Genomic DNA, 17,318 nt, shown 5'->3' with positions numbered 1-17,318 from the left:
CCTTATACCGCGCCGAGAATCAGGCCACTGGTGGGCACGCCGGTACCGGCAGTGACCAGCACGTTTTCCACACTGGCCACCTGGTTGACCGCCGTGCCACGCACCTGGCGCACGGCTTCGGCAATGCCGTTCATGCCGTGGATGTAGGCTTCGCCCAACTGCCCGCCATGGGTGTTGATCGGCAGTTTGCCGCCACGGGCATGGTGGCCTTCGCGGATGAACTCCTTGGCCTCGCCGCGCTTGGCAAAGCCAAACTCTTCCAGTTGCGGCAGCACGAAGGGCGTGAAGTGGTCATAGATAATCGCCGTCTGGAAGGCCTCGGGGCCCAGGCCCGACTGGCCGTACAGCTCTTTGGCGACCACACCCATCTCCGGCAGGCCGGTGATGTCGTCACGGTAATACGAGGTCATCACTTGCTGCCCGGCGCTGATGCCTTGGGCGCCGGCCTTGATGATCACGGGCTTTTGCGGCAAGTCGCGGGCACGCTCCGCCGACGTGATGACCATGGCCACCGCGCCATCGGACTCCTGGCAGCAATCAAGCAGGTGCAGCGGCTCACAGATCCAGCGAGAGGCCTGGTGCTCTTGCAGGGTGATCGGTTTTGCATGGAAGAACGCCTGCGGGTTGCTGGCCGCGAAGTCACGCGCCGCCACCGCTACCCGGCCGAAGTCTTCGCTGGTGGCGCCATAGGTGTGCATGTAGCGCTGGGCAAACATCCCGACCCACGCCGCCGGCGTGTGAAAGCCGTGGGGCATGTACCAGCCGTAATTGACGTTCTCGAACGTTGGCGTCGAGGCAAAGCCATAATTGCCGGTGCCGAAGCGGTACCAGGAGCGTTCGTTCATCGCCCGGTACACCACCACCACCTTGGCCACGCCCGTGGCCACCGCCATTGCCGCGTGCATCACCGGCCCACACGCAGCACCGCCACCATGGGGCACCTGGGAGAAGAACTTGACGTCCTTGCAACCCAGCAAGCGGGCAATCTCATACTCCGGCACCTTGTCCACCGAATAGGAGCTGAAGCCCTCGACTTCGCTGGGGTCGATCCCGGCGTCCTTGAGTGCTGCCAGCGTCGCTTCCATGGCCAGGCGCAGCTCGGTGCGCCCGGAATTCTTGGAAAACTCGGTCGCGCCCAAACCGACAATGGCGGCGCGCCCGGAAATCGACGAATTCGTCATCTGTGTTGTCTCCCGCGAATTAAGGCAGAACCAGCGCGACCGTGCCGGTCACGTGGTTGCCCATGGAGTTTTTGCCCTTGAGGGTGACTTCCAGGCTGCGCGTCGCGGCATCCTGATGAGTGACTTCCCCACTGAACGTCATGCTGTCGCCGGGGTAGTTCGGTGCGCCCAACTTGATTTTCAGCGAACGAAACTGCACCTCGGGGCCGGCCCATTGCTCGATGAAGCGTTGTACCAGGCCGTTGGTGGTGAGGATGTTCATGAAGACATGCGGCGAACCCAGTTCGCGAGCCGCCTCCAGGTCATGGTGGCCGGGGAAATAATCGCGGGTGGCAATCGCGCCGCCGGCAATCAGGCCGACCGTGATGGGAATCGTCAGAGGCGGCAGTTGCTCGCCCGGGCTCACGGTTTCAAAGCGCTTGGTGTTCTTCAAGGTCATATTTCCATCCCAAGGTGTCGTTATCGCTCAGCCACTCGCCGAGACGCTCCAGGATCGCCGACGATCCGCCCAATGCGCTGCCCAAGGCCCGGCTCCAGTACAGGAACCGGTGGATCGGGTAGGTCAGGTCCACGCCGATGCCACCGTGCACGTGCTGGGCGACATGGCCGATACGGTGCCCGGCCTCGCAGGCCAGGTAAGCCGTGGCCAGGGCCTCGCAAGGCACCGGCAGGCCGGCATCGAGGCGGTAGCACAATTGCCACAGGGCACTGCGCAGCACTTCCAGGTGTACGTGGGTGTCGGCCATGCTCATTTGCACGGCCTGGAAACTGCCGATGCTGCGCTCGAACTGCCGACGTTCGCTGACATAAGCCACCGTGCGGTGCACCTGCTCTGCGCTGACGCCCAGTTGCAAGGCCGACAACGCGGCAATCGCCCGGGGTACCAGCCAGTCCAGCGCCGCGGCGGGCAGTAGTTGCTGGTGGCTCAGGCTGACGCCGTTGAAATGCAGGTCCGCGAAGGCTTCGCCGTGGGTCATGACCCCGGCCACACGACGGATACCCGCCTGGCTCAGGTCAACCAGCAACAAGCGCGGCTGCCCTTGCACCAAGGCCGGCACCAGCGCTGCCGCCGATTGCTCGGCCAGCGGCAGTGCCAGGACTCGCCCCTGCAGGCGCCAGCCATCTGCCTGGGGGCTGGCCTGCAACTCGATGCCGCGCACGTGGGTCAGGCTGTCGAGCGTCAAGGTCAGCAGGCCACTGCCTGCCGCAGCCTGTTCCACCCACGGGCTCAAGGCCGGGTCGCCGAACTCTGCCAAGGTGGCCGCGGCCAGTTGGTGGCGCCACAACGGTACCTGTGCCAGCGCCCCGCCTTGGGCGTCGAGTACCTGCACCAGTTCAGTCATGCCCAGCCCGCTGCCACCGGCCGCCTCGGGAATCGCCAAGGCATGCAGGCCGGTTGCCACGCAGTTGGCCCACAGCGGCTGCATGTAGGCCTGCCCCGACGCGTCCCAGTCACGCAGGCGCTCGTCAGTGCAGTAGTCGCTCATCAGGCTGCCGGCCATCTCGGCAATCGCCCGCTGGTCTTCGTTGAGTTCAAAATCCATACCGCCCCCTACTCGGCCAACGGCCGGAACAACGGCAATGCAAGGTCATCGTCGAAGGTCTGGAACTCGACCTGCAAACGCTGCCCGATGCGCATGTCTTCATGGTTGACGCCGACCAGGCCTGCGATCAGGCGCACCCCCTCGTCCAACTCGATCAAGCCGATCGGGTTGGGGTGGTCGAACGGCGCCACCTGCGGGTAGTGCATCACCACGAAGGAATACAGCTGGCCTGCGCCGCTGGCCTGCAACGTGTCCCAATCAAAGGAGTGGCACTGGATGCACACCGGCGCAGGCGGGTGGCGCAACGTGGCGCACTGGGTGCAACGCTGAATCAGCAACTGGCCTTGCTTGCAGCCCTCCCAGAAAAACCGGGTGTCGTCGCTGACCCCTGGGGTTGGGCGCTTGGTCGCCAGCGGCGGAGCGGTTGCCGGGGCCGCTGCTGCGGTTTTTTGCACGTTGGCAGGGCGGAACTTGAACACCCGGAACAACAGCTCGCCGACTTTTTCATCACCGCTGGCCTGTTGCGAGAAATAGCTCATGACCAGGGTGACGAAAAAGCCGGTACCAAGCCCGGTGGTTTTTTCGTCGCCCACCGATTCCAGGCGCGTGGTGTAGTAAAGCTTTTCACCCAGGCGCAGGTTGCGCTCGAAGGTCAGCTCGGAGTTCACCGCCACCACCGACGGGTAGCCGTACGTCTCGATCAGGCCAAGCACCTCATAGGGGTTCTCGGTGGTGGAGCCTGGGGCGTAGTTGTTGATATGGAAGCCTTCCATGCACCAGACCTGCAGCATGGGCGGCGGCGCGATGAGGCCGTCGTTGCAGCTGTTGGCCGCCGCGACAGGGTCGGTGTACAGCGGGTTTTCCAGGCCCATGACTTCGCACCACTGGCGAATCATCGGTGCGTTGACCTCGTCCCAGGCGTTCACCCGCCCGTATTCGCGCCCTACCAGGGCGCGCACTTTGGTTAGCAATTGTGGATCAGCCAAGTTCGTCTCCTGCATGTTCAAAGCGGCGCTCGCAATTGCAACGCCGAGGTGGGTCGATCAGTGCGGCGCAACCTGCGCCGCGCCAAGGTAAGCCGGGCGTTCACCGCCGCCGTGCAGCAACAGATTGCAACCACTGGCGTAACCGGCCAGCGGGGATGCGATGTACAGGCAGGCGTTGCCGATGTCCTCGGGCAGCGCCATGCGCCCCGCCGGGATACCGGCGCTGACCGCGGCAATGCCGGCCTCATCGCCGTAGTGCAGGTGCGCAAGTTCGGTGCGCACCAGGCCGGGGCTTACCGCGACCACCCGCACTTTGGGCGCCCATTCGGCTGCCAGCGACTGCACCAAGGCCAACACCCCGGCCTTGGCCGCGCCGTAGGCCGCGGTGCCTGGCGAGGCACGCAGGCCACTGATGCTGCCGATAAAGACGATGCAGCCGCCGCCGGCTTGGGCTTGCATCAGCCGGTTGGCCTGCTGGGCGACGTTAAGCGGGGCAATCAGGTTGAGGCGAATGATCCCCTCGTGAAACCGCGGCGAGGCGCTGGCGGCATCCGCCGAAGGGCTGCCGCCAGCGTTGTTGATCAGCACGTCGAGGCGCCCGTACGCCTCACGGATGCGATCGAACACACCTTGGAGGCAGGCCTGGTCACGCACATCCGCCGCGATAAAGTCCGCCTGCGCCTGGCCGACGCTGGGCAGGCGCTCAGGGACGTTGCGCCCACAGACGATCACGCGGGCCCCGGCGGCCAGAAAGCTGCGCGCGATACCCGCGCCAATGCCCTTGGTCCCGCCGGTCACCACTACCACTTTGCCGCTGTAATCCAGCCCCGAGTGACCACTCATGGCACGCTCCTTTTACTTGTGTTGGGAGCCACTCTAGGGACAAAGCCGCTCGCCCTCGTCGTCTGAACGGACGATGAAGGCCTGCACCGCGCTCGCAACAATCGGCACACTGGCGCCCGCAGGGGGCCTTTTGCTTGAGGTTGACCATGTCTGATTCGCTTACCGCGCCGGTACTGCTGGAGCACCCGGCCCCAGGGGTCGCGCTGCTGCGGCTCAATCGCCCGCACGCCACCAATGCCCTGAGCCTGGACCTGCAGGCGCTGCTGTCGCAGTTGTTCAGTGAACTGGGCAGCAACCCCGAGGTGCGTTGTATCGTGTTGACCGGTGGCGACGCGGTGTTTGCCGCCGGCGGCGACATCAACAGCCTGGCCGGGGTGGGCCCGATTGATATTTATCAGCGCCATACCGAGCGGGTCTGGGCACCGATCCAGCACTGCCCCAAGCCTGTGATTGCGGCAGTGTGCGGTTATGCCTATGGCGGTGGCTGCGAGTTGGCGATGCTCGCCGATATTATTGTGGCCGGGCACAGCGCACGCTTTTGCCAGCCGGAGATCCGCATCGGGATCATGCCCGGCATCGGCGGTACCCAACGGCTGGTGCGGGCGGTGGGCAAGGCCAAGGCGATGCGCATGGCGTTGACGGGCCAGCCGATCACCGCGCAAGAGGCCTGGGTTTCGGGGTTGGTCAGCGAGGTGGTGGCCGATGACCAGGTGCAATCCCATGCCCTGAAGTTGGCCGGGGTGATTGCCGCCATGCCGCCGTTGGCTGCCGAGCAGATCAAGGAGGTGATCCTGGCGGGCATGGATGCGCCGCTGGAGGCGGGCTTGGCGCTGGAGCGCAAGGCCAATGCGTTGTTGTTCGCCTCGCGGGACCAGAAAGAAGGGATGCAGGCGTTTATCGAGAAACGGCCGGCGCGGTTCGAAGGGAGGTAGGCGTACGTTGCGTCATGCTCACCCGTACCGCAAGAGCACCCCCATACGGTGCTCTTTTTCTGAATAGCGTTAACCTGCCAGCGCTTCGCGCAGCTCCCCCTTGAGCACTTTGTTGGAGGCATTGACCGGCAGCGCCGTGAAAAAGTGCACCTGGCGCGGCACTTTGTAATTGGCCATGCGCTCACGTGCCCAGGCGATGAGTGACGCCTCGTCCAGTTGCCGGCCTTGGCGCAGCACCACGCACGCGCACCCCACCTCGCCCATGCGCTCGTCGGCAATGCCAATGACCGCCACTTGGGCGATGGCCGGGTGTTCGATCAGCCCGGCCTCGATCTCGGCCGGGTAGCAGTTGAAGCCACCGACGATGAACATATCCTTGAGGCGATCGGTGATTTGCAGGTTGCCCTGGGCATCCAGATTGCCGATGTCACCGGTGTGCAGCCAGCCGTCGGCATCGATGGCCTGGGCGGTGGCTTGGGGGTCATTGAAGTAGCCGCGCATCACGTGGAAGCCGCGCAGGCAAATCTCGCCCGCCTCACCTTGGGCCACCGGCTGATTATCTGCCGAGCGGATGCACACTTCGCTGCCTTCGATCGCGCGGCCACTGGTAGCGGCGACGATGCCCGCGGGGTCGTCCGGGTTGCAGATCGTGGCCAGGCCGCCACACTCGGTCAGGCCATAGGCGGTGGTGACCACGGCGAAACCCAGCTCCTTGCGCATCCGTTCGATCAGTACCGGCGGGATCGTCGATGAGCCGGTGACGGCGATGCGCAAGCTCGACAGGTCGGTTTCGGCCAGGCGTGGGTGGGCCAGCATCGACAGGTACAGGGTCGGCGGCCCTGGCAACACGCTGATGCGTTCGGCGGCGATGCGCTGGAACACAGCCTCGGCATCGAACACCGCATGCGGCAGGATGGTTGCCCCGGCCAGCAGGCAGGTCAGCCAACCGGCCTTGTAGCCAAACGCATGGAAAAACGGGTTGATGATCAGGTAACGATCACCCGGGCGCAGGCCAATGACCGAGACATATTCGTTGTAGGCGCGCAGGTTTTGCCCGTGGGCACTCATCACGCCCTTGGGTTTGCCAGTAGTGCCGGAGGTAAACAACAGGTCGGACAAGTCCTGTGGGCCAACCGCCAGCGCGCGCTGGCGGGCTTGCAGTTCGCTCACCGCCTCGCCCTTGGCGAGAAACGCAGCCCAGCCCAGGTCGCAGGGGGTGCGTGGCGCCGTGGCACCGAACACCACCCACTGTTCCAGGCTGGGCGGGCGCAGCGGCGCCAGCATCGCCTGGTAGTCCTGGCCCAGGAAGTCCCCTTGCAGCAGCAGCACCCGCGCTTGGCTGCGCAGCAGGATATCGGCCGCTTCAGCACCTTTCATGCGGGTGTTGATCGGCACCAGCACCGCCCCTGCGCACTGCACGCCCAAAGCGGCAATCACCCAGTCACGGCAATTGGGCGCCCAGATCGCCACGCGGTCACCGGGCGCGATGCCCAGCGCCATCAGGCTGCGGCACACGCCCAGGGCCAGTGCGGGCAGGTCACGGTAGTCGGTGGCCACGCCGTGTTCTTCGATGGCAGCCCGGCCGGCAAAGCGCTCGGCACTGGCCAATAGCATGGCGGGGATCGACAACGGCACTGGGTGGCAGGCAGGCAAGGTGCCCGGTGAAGCAGAACATGCAGTCATGGTGACACACTCGGCAGTCGGGTTATTCGGGAAAGCACACGCGCAGGTGCGCGCTAAGGGCCAACGACTGGCACGCCAGCGTCCAACCCTCTTCGATTTCTTGTGGGTCCAGGGCATCGTTGCGCAGCAGGTGCACCTCGCCACGCTGCACGGTGCACATGCAGGTGGCACAGGAGCCGACCAGGCACGAGCTCGGTGGCTGCAGGCCAGCCCGGCGCATAGCGTCGAGCAGGGTCTCGCCTGGGGCGCAGGGCACCTCGAACTCTTCACCGTCCAGACGCACGGACAGCTGGCTGCCGGGCCGGCTTGTATCGACCGCAACGGGCGCGCTGACCTCGCCCTCTTCAGGCAGTGAGACGAAACGCTCGACGTGCACCTGCGCGGCCGGCATGCCCAACGCTTGCAGGGCGCTGACGGCAGCCTCCATGAACGGCCCGGGGCCGCAGATAAAGGCCTCGGCGCCGGCAAAGGGCCTGGCCAACTCGGCCAACTGACTCACCGATGGGATGCCTTGCACCGAATCAAGCCAGTGGATCACCTGCAGGCGCTGGGGGTGCGCATTGGCCAGGGCGTTGAGTTGATCACGGAAAATCACCGAGTTTTCGTCACGGTTGGCGTAGATCAGCCGTATCCGCCCGCTGCCAGCCAGCAGCGCCGAGCGCAGGATCGACAGCATCGGGGTCACCCCGCTGCCTGCGCCCAACAGCAGCAGGTCGGTGTCCAGTTGACGCGGCACAAACACCCCGGCCGGCACCCGTACCTGCAGGCTGTCGCCCGCTTGCACGGTGTCGCACAGCCAGTTCGAGGCGCGCCCATCGCGCACCCGCTTGATGGTGACCCGCAGCGGCTCGTCGAGCAGCGGCGTGCTCGACAGCGAGTAGCAGCGTGGCAGCCAGCCGCCGTCGTGGGGCACCCGCAACGTCAGGAACTGTCCGGGTTTGTAATGGAACTGCGCCACCAGCTCCGCAGGCAATTGGAACTCCAGCGAGCGGCTGTCGGCGGTCTCTTCTATCACGCGGGTCACGCGTACGCTCAAATAGTCCTGGCTCATGTCAATGGCTCGCTGGTTTGAAGGCCTGAGGGGGCCGTTGCAGCCACCAGCGAGCGCCCTGCACGCCGTCCGGAAAACACGCAATCGGCCAGCGACAAGCCGCTGATGTACAGGTGCGAAGGAATGCCGATGGCCGCGCGCCCGGCCGCGTAGAGGCCGCGGATCGGCTGGCCGTGCTCATCCAATACGGCACCACTGCGTTCATCGACCTTTAGCCCGCCAAGGGTCAAGGCGCCTAGGGGGAACAGCGGGTTGCCCACGGAGATGTCACAGGCGTAGTACGGCCCCTGATCCAGTGCCTGGCGGCTCTCCCGGGACTTGCCAAAGGCATCGGCGGCGTCGCCACGGGCGGCCGCGTTGTTGGCTTGCACGGCGCTGCGCAACGCCTCGGCCTGCATGCCGCTGACCTGGGCCAACTGCTCGAGGCTCTGGCCCTTGCGCACCCGCCACAGCATCAACACCAGTGCCGGCAGGCTCTGGAACCACCAGTAACCGCCAAACAACGCTTGCTTGATCGCCTGCTTGCGCAAGCGCGCGTCCAGCACCAGCCAGGCCTTGCCGCCCTGCTCTTCGCACAGCGGTTGGCCGAGCGTTGCACCGTAGACTTCTTCGTTGACGAAGCGCTGGCCGAGGGTGTTGACCACAATGCCCTTGGGCCAGCAGAGCGGCGGGTTGATAAAGCGCCAGGCCGAGACCCGCTGCAAGCGATCGGCCGCCGCGCCGACGCTCAGGCCCAGGCGCACGCCGCTCCCATCACAGCCGGTGGCGCCGACTTTGAAGTTGCGGCGAAAGGTCGGCGCATGCTCGCGGATCATCTCGCGGTTGAAGATAAAGCCGCCGGTGCTCAGCACCACCCCACGCCGGGCGCGCACACGGCACGGTCGGGCAAAATCGTGCTCCAGCTGGTAGAGGCGCTGGCGCAGGGTGTCGCTGTAGCGCGGCGCGAAGTTCTGCAAACGCTCGGCGCGCGCCGCCCATTTGGCATGCAGCCGCGCCTGCGCACTGCCGGCAGGCAAGCACCACAGCTCGGCGCCCACCACCGTGCCACTGGCATCGACCACCAGGCGCCGGGCGGCAGACTGAAGCTGGGTGCGCACGCCATTGCGCAGGCAAGCAGCCTTGAGGTGCGAATACAGCACCGCGCCACATTGGCCCTTGCCGACCGTGCGATGCCCGCGTGGTGCCGGTGGCGACTCGTTGCGATGCGAGGGCACGAGTTCGTTGCCCGAGTAATACAGAAAGTAGCCATCGCCTGGATAGGAGGTCTTGCCGCCGGGCGGCATGCTGTGGGCATAGGGCGCGCCATGGCTTTCCAGCCACTCCAGGTTGGCGGCGCTGTCCTGGCAAAAACGCTGCAAGGTGGCATCACTGACCACGCCTTGGGTTTCATGCTGCAGGTAACTGAACATTGCCTGGGGCGTGTCGGCGAAGCCGGCGCTGCGCTGCTGGCGGGTGCCACCGCCGGCGTAGACCACGCCACCGCTCTTGGCACTGGCGCCGCCCCCGGTAAACCGGTCGGCCACCAGCACATCGGCGCCCTGCGCCTGGGCTTCGAGCGCGGCGCAGGCACCGGCCGCGCCCCAGCCGATCACCAATACGTCACAGTGATCATCCCAGCGCAGCGCGTCGGCATCCGCCACCCGCAGTGCCGGCCCAATGGGGGTACAGGTTGAGTTGACTGCAGCAGGCATGGCGACTCCTCAGCCTTGGGCGGCAATGTGATGGGCGGCGATGTAACCGAACGTCATGGCCGGGCCCAACGTACCGCCGGCACCGGGATAGCTGGTGCCCATGACAGACGAGGAGCAGTTGCCAATGGCATACAGGCCCGGGATGGCCTGGCCATCCTGGCGCAACACCTGGGCGTGCTCGTTGGTCAACAGCCCACCCTTGGTGCCGATGTCGCCCGCATCCAGGCGCATCGCGTAATAAGGGCCCTTGCTCAGCGGCGCCAGGCACGGGTTGGGTTTGACGTTGCTGTCGCCGTAATAACGATCGAAGACGTTGCCACCCCGACCGAAGTCGGCATCGACGCCGCTGCGGGCGAACCCATTCATGCGTTGCACCGTGCGTTCAAGGCCTGCGCCGTCGACGCCGATCTGCGCTGCCAGCGCCGCCAGGCTGTCGGCCTTGAAGTACAACGCATTGAGCCATTCCTTGCGCAAGCGGCTGTCGGGCATCACCTGCGCCGGCATCAAAGGGCCCATGGCGTAGTTGAAACGGAAGTGGCCGTCGAAGATCACCCAGGCCGGGATCGACTGGCCGCCAGAAGGCTGGTTGTCACGGTACATGGCGTCAACAAACTCCAGGTACGGTGCGGCTTCGTTGACAAAACGCTGGCCCTGGCGGTTGACCACGATGGCGCCGGGGAACGCTCGCTCGGCAAACACCCCGCGCGGCTTGTCTTCCCCCGGCACGGCAATGGTCGGCGCCCACCAGGCCCAGTCCATCAAGGCCGTGGCCGCGCCCAAGGCGATGCCGGCCTGCAGGCCCGCACCGGTGTTATTACCCGGTGGCGTGGCGCTCCAGCCACGCTGGGTGGGCTGCGGCAAGTACTGCTCGCGCAGCGCCTGGTTCTGCTCAAAGCCACCAGACCCCAGGATCACCGCGCACCGCGCCTTGAGCTGCAGCACCTGGCCGTCGCGGCAAACCTGCACGCCACAAACGCGGCCCTCCTCGTCGGTCAGCAGCATCTGGAAATCGGTGTTCAACCATAGCGGGATATCGCGGTCCATCAGCGAGCGGCGCAGCGAGGCCACCAGGGCACTGCCCAAGGCGGCGCGACGGTCGCGGCGGCCCTTGCGCCGCCACTTGAAATCGGTTTTGTAGCGCAGCATCAGGCCGAGAATCAGCATGCGCCAGCCAAACGAGCGGGACATGGCCTTGTGCGCATGCCGGGCCGTCCAGGCAATACGCCCCATCAACAGGGTCGAAGGCGAAGGCGAGCGCAGGTTGCCCAGTTCTTCACCGAGCAGGCTGGTGTCGAACAGCTCCGGGTCCAGGGTGCGACCGCCTTCCAGTGAACCGGGCAGTTGCGGGTAGTAGTCCGGGTATTTTTCGGCCACGGCATAGCGCACATGACTCTTGTGCTCCAGGGCCTGAATCATCTGCGGGGCGTGCTTGAGGTAGGCGCGCAGGCGCAGTTCATCGCCATGCCCACCGGTGGCCGCCTTGAGGTACTGCAGGGCCAGCTCGAAGCTGTCGTGCCCGCCTTTGGCAGCAAAATAATGGTTGTTGGGGATCCAGATGCCGCCGCCGGAAATCGCCGAGGTGCCGCCGAACTTGTCGCTTTTCTCGACAACCAGTGCCGAAAGACCCTGCTCGGCGGCAAACAGCGCCGAGGTCATTGCACCGGCGCCGGAGCCGACGACGATCACGTCGTAGTGGGAAGTGGACTGAGCGTTAGCTGTCATTGTTATTGTGCCTTGGCTGTGATCGGAAGGCCCGGGCCTGCTGGCAGGCCCGGGCACGGCTCAAACGTAGGGGTCCGGGTTGGGCAGGCCCAACTGCACGGCGCCAAGGCTGCGGCTGAAGGCCATGTAGTTGTTGGCGATATGCCCACGCGCCTGGTGCAGGTCACGAAACAGCCGCGCGACCGGGTTGGTGTTGTACAGCCCGGAAGCGGCCATGCAGCGCAGCAGCTCGTTGACCTTCTCGGCACAGATGTTGGTGACATAGGAGGACTGGTAGCGGTACAGCAAGCGGGTTTCCACGTCGGGGTACTCGCCCGCCTCGGCCAGCGCCATCAAATGCGCGTAGTTGCGCTCCAGCACCAGGCGCAGGCTGTCGACGGTGATCGTTGCCTCGGCCACGGTGGTTTGTGCCACCGGATCGTCAGCGGTTTTCATCCCGTGCTTGCCGATGTGCGCCGCGGCATTGGCGCGAAACTCGTTGATCGCCCCTTGCAAGGCGCCAATGGCCGACGAAGAGACGGCGCGGGTGAACAACTGGGCGAAGGGAATGGCGTAGATCGGATTGGTGTTGACCAATCGTCCCGGGGTGGCCTCAATCGTGCAGTTGTTGGTGCGCTGCACGCGGTGCGCCGGCACGAAGGCATCCTCCACGATAATGTCGTGGCTGCCGGTGCCACGCAGGCCCAGTACATCCCAGTTGTGTTCGATACGGTAGTCGCTGCGAGGGATCAGAAAGGTGCCGTGCTCGGCGGCCTGCTCACCGTCGGCGGGCAGCACGCCGCCCAAAAAGCACCATTGGCAGTGCTCGCTGCCGCTGGAAAAGCCCCAGCGGCCGCTGATGTGATAGCCACCCTCGACCGGTACCACCTTGGCCACCGGCATGTAGGTGGACGAGATCAAGGTCGAGGGGTCCTGGCCCCAGACATCGCGCTGGGCCTCGATCGGGTAGCGTGCCAGTTGCCAAGGGTGCACGCCCATCACGCCATAGATCCACGCCGTGGACATACAGCCCTCGGCAAGGATCATCTGGATTTCGAAGAAGGTGCGTGGGTCGACCTCAAAGCCACCGAAAGCCCGTGGTTGCAGTGCTCGCAACAAGCCGGCCTGCTGCAGTTCGAAGAGGGTTTCTTCCGGCACCTTGAACTCGCGATCAGCGCGCGCGGTGCGGCTTTTGAGGGCCGGCACCAGGCGCCGAGCGTGTTCCAGCAGTTTGATTTCTTCCGGCGTTTTTACTCGCATGCTGTCCATCCGTTCGTTCTCCCGATCTCGTTGCGCCAATGCGCGAGCCTTGATGGATGATCGAACGCAGCAGACGATTATTCATCGTCAAAGCGGACTAGAGGTGCCGATTGCAGCGCCGCCCGTGGCACCTCTGATGGCTTAAACCGATGCGCGCCTGGCGGCCCATGGACGGTCCTGCTCCAGTTGCGAGGCCAGGCGCAGCAGCACGTCCTCACCGCCCAGGCGCGCGGTGAACATCATGCCCACCGGCAGGCCAGTGTCGCTCATGCCCAACGGCAGGGTGATCGCCGGTTGCCCGCTGACGTTGGCCAGCACGGTGAAACCGGCGCTGCCCATGGCTTTTTGCATATAGGTTTCCCACGGCTGGTTGAGCGACAGCTCTCCCAATGCCGGGGTCAAACTGGAGGTGACTGGCGAGAGCAACACATCGAAGCGCTCGAACGTCTGCTCCATGGCCTGGGTGATGTTTTCGAACGCCAAGCGGGCACGGACAATCCCCTCGCCGCTGACCTTGCCCGCGCGCTCGAGGATGGCATAGGTGATGAGCTCCAGGTCTTGCGGCCCCAAGGCCCGGCCCAGTGCTTTCTCGCGGTCGTTGACGGTGGCCAGCACGGCGTTGCCGGTGACCGCGCCGTGGGCACCGAATACCTGCTGGGGTTGAACGGGCAAGCGCAGTTCATCCACCTCGTGGCCCAGGCCGAGCAACTGCTGCACGGTGGCCTCCAGCACCTTGGCAATCGCCGGGGCCAGCGGCGCACCGGTCATGGAGTCGCGCACCAGGCCTACCCGCAGGCGCCCAGGCTCGCGCCCCAGTTCTTCCACATAAGGCCGTTGCAACGGTTGCGCCCAGTACGGGCTACCGGGTTCGTGGCCCTGCCCGGCATCGAGGAACAAAGCCGTGTCGCGCACACTGCGCGATACCACGTTTGCCACACTGGTACCGAACGCGCCTTCCTGGCGCAGCGGCCCGCTGGGGGTACGGTAGCGCGTGGGTTTCAGGCCGACCAGCCCGCAATAGGAGGCAGGGATGCGGATCGAACCTCCGCCGTCGGTGGCATGCGCGACCGGTACGATGCCTGCGGCCACGGCGGCAGCCGAGCCGCCGGAAGAACCACCGGCGCTCATCGCCAGGTTCCACGGGTTGCGGGTTTGCCCCCAGGCCAGCGACTCGGTGGTGGTGGTCAGGCCAAATTCCGGGCAGGCCGCTTTACCGAAAGGCACCGCCCCGGCCGCTTCGTAGCGCAGCACCAAGGTACTGGTGACACTGGCCGGCGGTGCATCCTTGAACAGTCGGCTGCCGTTGCTGGTGGTGGTGCCTTGCAGGTAGGTATTGAGATCCTTGAGCAGTATCGGCACCCCTGCCAGCGCGCCCTGGGCCTGGGTGCCGGCCTTGCGCCGGGCGGCCAGCAGCGCCCGGGCATAATCGTCATGGCGCATGTTGACGGCATTGATCTTCGGGTTGACCAGGTCACAACGGGCCATCGCGGCGGCGAGCAGGTCCTGGGCACTGAACTGGCCGGCCTGCAGCCCCTTGGCCATGGCCCAGGCGTCCAACCCCTGGTAGTCGCTGGCCGACAGGCCGGCGGCGCGGGCATCTGCAAAGCGCCCGAGCATACCCACCCCCAGGGCCAGTGCGCCGGCCTTGAGTACCTGGCGTCGAGGCCAGCCGTCCACGTCGCCAGGCGCTGCAAGCGCAGTGTCGCCCAGTGGCAATGCGTTATGTTCCATGTGTTCAATTCCTTATTTTTATTAAGTTGTTCAGATCGGCTGGCGCGCTCAGTTCGCGGTGACCTGTGCCAGCATCGCGGCCAGGAAATGTTCGCCGTAGGGTGGCAGCAAGCCCCATTCGCGACGCGGATCGTGTTCGGGGGCCTTGAGCACCGTGCGCATGTGACTGAATTCGATGAAGCCTTCACGGCCGTGGTAATGCCCCATGCCCGAGGCACCGACGCCGCCAAAAGGCGCGTCATGCAAGGCGGCATGCATCATCACGTCATTGAGGGTGACGCCGCCCGACACGGTGTGGCTCAGCACGTGGCGCTGCTCCTGGGCATCATCGCCAAAGTAATAAAGGGCCAGGGGCCGCGGGCGGGCGTTGATCTGGGCGATCACCTGATCAACCTCGTCATAAGGCAACAGCACCATCGCCGGGCCGAAGATCTCCTCGTGCAGGATCAGGCTGTCCTGCGGCGGGTCGATCACCAGTTGCAATGGCCGTCGGCGGTTTTGCCCATCGGCGGGTTGCGCATAGGGCAAGCTCACCACCCGGGCACCCGCACGCGCGGCCTGCTGCACCAGGTTCTCGACGCGGCTCAGGTGCTGGGCATTGACCACCGCGACCACATCCGGGTTGTCGCTCACCTGGGGGACAAACTCGCGGTAGGCGCTGGCGAAAGCCTGCACAAAGTGTTCGAGTTGCTCACGTGGCACGTAGACCAGATCCGGATTGATGCAGACCTGGCCGCTGTTGGTGGTCTTGGACAGTGCAAGGCGAAACGCTGCGGTGCCAAGGGTTGCGCTGCGCCCAACGATCACCGGCGATTTGCCGCCCAGCTCCAGGGTCACCGGCACCAGGTTTTGCGCCGCGTTACGCATCACCGATTTGCCCACCGCGGTACTGCCGGTGAACACCAGGTGATCGAACGGCTGCGCGGTAAACACCTGGGCCAGATCAGCGCCGCCGGTAACCACGGCCACCTCGAGTGGGTCGAACAGCTGCGCAAACAACTGCGCCAACAGCGCCGCCGTGCGTGGCGTCACTTCCGAGGGTTTGAGAATGGCCCGATTACCCGCCGCCAACGCCGAGGCCAAGGGGCTGAGCAAGGTATACAGCGGCGCGTTCCAGGTGCCGAGAATGCCCACCGTGCCCTTGGCCTGGTACATCACCCAGGCCTGGGCGCCGAGTTGATCGTAGGGGCTGAAGACCGGCCGCGGCTCATCCTGCATCCAGCCTTCGAGGTGATCGCGTGCATGCTTGAGCGAGCCCAACGAGCCCAGCACATCATTCATCAACGAAAACCCCTGGGGGCGACCACCGAAATCGGCATCCATGGCCTCGGTCAGCGCCGGGTGGTGCGCCACCAGCAGGTCGATCACCCGCTGGATTCGCGCGCGACGCTGCGGCGCACTGGCAGCGCCTTGCGCGTTGAACGCGGCTTTTTGTTCAGACAACAGGGCCGACAGCTCGTCGGTGGAAGATATTGCACAACCCATGGGTACCTCCTCAACTGTAAAAGGGCCAGCGTTTCTCGCTGTGCCCACCCAGGCCGTCGCTCGCCAACGCCCTGACCCGCAACTTGCCGCAGACCACCGGCCGGGCGCCTCGTCCAAGTGGACGAGTGGGCCAACAACGTTAGTCCGTTGAGACGATGCAACGCCCCGTTTTGCTGGGAATACTGCCGGCACGCACACTCAATCCATGAGGCCCATCATGGCAATGCCCGCCTGTTTCGACCCTCAAGCCTTTCGCGCCGCGCTCGGCACCTTCACCACGGGGGTGACGATCATCACCACCCAGGCCGAAGATGGCACGCCGGTCGGCATCACGGCCAACAGTTTCAACTCGGTTTCGCTCAACCCACCGCTGGTGCTCTGGAGCCTGTCCAAGAACGCCCACAGCCTACCGGTGTTCAGCAATGGCCGGCACTGGAACGTGCACGTGCTGTCGACCGAGCAGGAGCTGCTGTCCGGTCGTTTCGCCCGGCAGGGTGAAGATAAGTTTGCCGAAATACAGCTGGATACCGGGATCAGCGCCGCGCCCCTGCTGCAAGACTGCACCGCACGCTTTCAGTGCCGCACGGCCTTCCAATACGAAGGCGGCGACCATGTGATTTTCGTTGGCGAAGTGCTTGCCTTCGACCATAGCGACCGTGCACCGCTGGCCTTCCAGAGCGGCCAATACGCCTTGGCGATGCGCAAGCCACGCAGCGAACTGCGCCTGGCCACCACCCCGCCGCCGCCTGAATGCAGTTACACCGAAGATTTGCTGGGTTACCTGCTGGGCCGCGCGCACTACCAGATGCTGCATGCGTTACGCCGGTTGCTGAAGAACCAGCAGTTGGATGAGCACGCGTTTTTTATCCTCTCCACCCTGTGCATACGCGACAACTTGAGCCTTGAGGAAATCAATAAATTCGTGAGCTACACCGGCCATGTGGTCAGTGATTCGAGTATGCGCTTCCTGGAACGCCAGCACCTGGTGGCCCGTGAACTGGGGCATGACCAGGTGCGTTACGTGCTGACCGCCGACGGCCGCGAGGCTTCGCTGCAAGAAGTGGCATTGGCCAAGGCCGTCGAGGAGGATATTTCCGCGCGCCTGGGTGCCGGTGACGCGCAAGCGCTCAAGGTGCTGCTCAAGCGCTTGATCGCCAGCTCCGACCCCGGCCTGCCCGACCTTTGGGCGCCGCGCTGAGCGCCGCATCCGCTAGCCCCATCCAAACAATA

General features: G+C 65.1%; 14 protein-coding genes. 2 read left to right on the top strand and 12 right to left on the bottom strand.

The features are described 5' to 3' along the window. Positions 1-2 precede the first annotated feature (2 nt). Genes L9B60_RS23455 through L9B60_RS23435 form a run of 5 tightly spaced genes read right to left on the bottom strand, consistent with a single transcriptional unit; the run spans position 3 to position 4,554 of the window. Positions 3-1,181, bottom strand: coding sequence for a lipid-transfer protein (locus L9B60_RS23455; protein ID WP_249673352.1), 1,179 nt, complete (start codon positions 1,179-1,181; stop codon positions 3-5). Between the two features lie 19 nt (positions 1,182-1,200). Continuing rightward, positions 1,201-1,620: a MaoC family dehydratase gene (locus L9B60_RS23450; protein ID WP_249673351.1), complete on the bottom strand. Its 420-nt coding sequence runs from the start codon at positions 1,618-1,620 to the stop codon at positions 1,201-1,203. Continuing rightward, entirely contained in the window at positions 1,592-2,725 is a 1,134-nt protein-coding gene (locus L9B60_RS23445; RefSeq protein ID WP_249673350.1) for an acyl-CoA dehydrogenase family protein, read from the bottom strand. The genes L9B60_RS23450 and L9B60_RS23445 overlap by 29 nt, the downstream gene beginning before the upstream one ends. A gap of 8 nt (positions 2,726-2,733) precedes the next feature. After that, entirely contained in the window at positions 2,734-3,711 is a 978-nt protein-coding gene (locus tag L9B60_RS23440; RefSeq protein WP_249673349.1) for a bifunctional MaoC family dehydratase N-terminal/OB-fold nucleic acid binding domain-containing protein, read from the bottom strand. Between the two features lie 57 nt (positions 3,712-3,768). Beyond that, on the bottom strand, positions 3,769-4,554 hold the full coding sequence (locus L9B60_RS23435) for an SDR family oxidoreductase (RefSeq protein WP_249673348.1): 786 nt from the start codon (positions 4,552-4,554) through the stop codon (positions 3,769-3,771). Between the two features lie 146 nt (positions 4,555-4,700). Here L9B60_RS23435 and L9B60_RS23430 point away from each other — a divergent pair, with 146 nt between their 5' ends. Next, positions 4,701-5,486 carry an enoyl-CoA hydratase gene (locus L9B60_RS23430; RefSeq protein WP_249673347.1) on the top strand — a complete coding sequence of 262 codons (786 nt, stop codon included), beginning with the start codon at positions 4,701-4,703 and terminating at the stop codon, positions 5,484-5,486. Between the two features lie 69 nt (positions 5,487-5,555). On the opposite strand, the gene L9B60_RS23425 is transcribed toward L9B60_RS23430, so the two are convergent. The 7 genes from L9B60_RS23425 to L9B60_RS23395 all read right to left on the bottom strand — a co-directional run bounded on the left by L9B60_RS23425 (position 5,556) and on the right by L9B60_RS23395 (position 16,088). After that, a complete protein-coding gene (locus tag L9B60_RS23425; RefSeq protein ID WP_438866151.1) occupies positions 5,556-7,100 on the bottom strand; it encodes a FadD3 family acyl-CoA ligase in 1,545 nt (514 codons plus the stop codon). A gap of 91 nt (positions 7,101-7,191) precedes the next feature. Next, a complete protein-coding gene (locus tag L9B60_RS23420; RefSeq protein ID WP_249673345.1) occupies positions 7,192-8,220 on the bottom strand; it encodes a ferredoxin--NADP reductase in 1,029 nt (342 codons plus the stop codon). Next, a complete protein-coding gene (locus tag L9B60_RS23415) occupies positions 8,217-9,911 on the bottom strand; it encodes an FAD-binding protein (protein ID WP_249673344.1) in 1,695 nt (564 codons plus the stop codon). Before L9B60_RS23415 ends, L9B60_RS23420 begins: the two co-directional genes overlap by 4 nt. A gap of 9 nt (positions 9,912-9,920) precedes the next feature. Next, on the bottom strand, positions 9,921-11,633 hold the full coding sequence (locus tag L9B60_RS23410; protein ID WP_249673343.1) for an FAD-dependent oxidoreductase: 1,713 nt from the start codon (positions 11,631-11,633) through the stop codon (positions 9,921-9,923). Positions 11,634-11,693: 60 nt separating this feature from the next. Continuing rightward, positions 11,694-12,881 (bottom strand): acyl-CoA dehydrogenase family protein, encoded by a 1,188-nt coding sequence (locus L9B60_RS23405; RefSeq protein ID WP_249673342.1) that lies wholly within the window; start codon positions 12,879-12,881, stop codon positions 11,694-11,696. Between the two features lie 132 nt (positions 12,882-13,013). Further along, the gene (locus L9B60_RS23400; RefSeq protein WP_249673341.1) at positions 13,014-14,603 is read right to left on the bottom strand and encodes an amidase; all 1,590 of its coding nucleotides are present in this window, start codon (positions 14,601-14,603) and stop codon (positions 13,014-13,016) included. 48 nt (positions 14,604-14,651) lie between these two features. Next, positions 14,652-16,088 carry a coniferyl aldehyde dehydrogenase gene (locus L9B60_RS23395; RefSeq protein ID WP_249673340.1) on the bottom strand — a complete coding sequence of 479 codons (1,437 nt, stop codon included), beginning with the start codon at positions 16,086-16,088 and terminating at the stop codon, positions 14,652-14,654. A 217-nt stretch (positions 16,089-16,305) separates the two neighbouring features. Here L9B60_RS23395 and L9B60_RS23390 point away from each other — a divergent pair, with 217 nt between their 5' ends. Then, entirely contained in the window at positions 16,306-17,286 is a 981-nt protein-coding gene (locus tag L9B60_RS23390; protein ID WP_249673339.1) for a flavin reductase, read from the top strand. Positions 17,287-17,318: the final 32 nt, after the last annotated feature.

The organism is Pseudomonas abieticivorans (genome assembly GCF_023509015.1).
Classification (GTDB): Bacteria; Pseudomonadota; Gammaproteobacteria; order Pseudomonadales; family Pseudomonadaceae; genus Aquipseudomonas; species Aquipseudomonas abieticivorans.
This window is presented reverse-complemented; position numbering and strand designations above follow the sequence as displayed.